The sequence below is a fragment of the Vibrio ichthyoenteri ATCC 700023 genome, from assembly GCF_000222605.1.
GTDB lineage: Bacteria > Pseudomonadota > Gammaproteobacteria > Enterobacterales > Vibrionaceae > Vibrio > Vibrio ichthyoenteri.
The window spans coordinates 1-238 of the sequence record NZ_AFWF01000227.1; the positions used below are offsets into that span (position 1 = coordinate 1).

The 238-nt window shown below is 44.5% G+C and carries 1 protein-coding gene; it reads left to right on the forward strand.

Annotation, left to right across the window (positions count from 1 at the left end):
- Window positions 1-2: 2 nt before the first annotated feature.
- The coding region (locus RH85_RS16425; protein WP_006713826.1) for a helix-turn-helix domain-containing protein at window positions 3-238 on the forward strand (236 nt) is incomplete at its 3' end.

Below are 238 nucleotides of genomic sequence, written 5' to 3' on the forward strand. Positions count from 1 at the left end.
AAATGCACGACATTGAACGTGATAGTCGAGTTTGCGACCGGATAAAAGCTGTTTTGCTGGCTTCTGAAGGCTGGAGTCAGACTATGATTTCACAAGCTCTTCGCATTCATGAATCGACTGTTGCTCGTCACCTCAGCGACTATGTTCTTTCTGAAAAACTTAAGCCTGAAAATGGCGGAAGCCAAAGCAAGCTTTCTGCCACTCAAACCATACACCTAATCGAGCATTTGACTGAGAA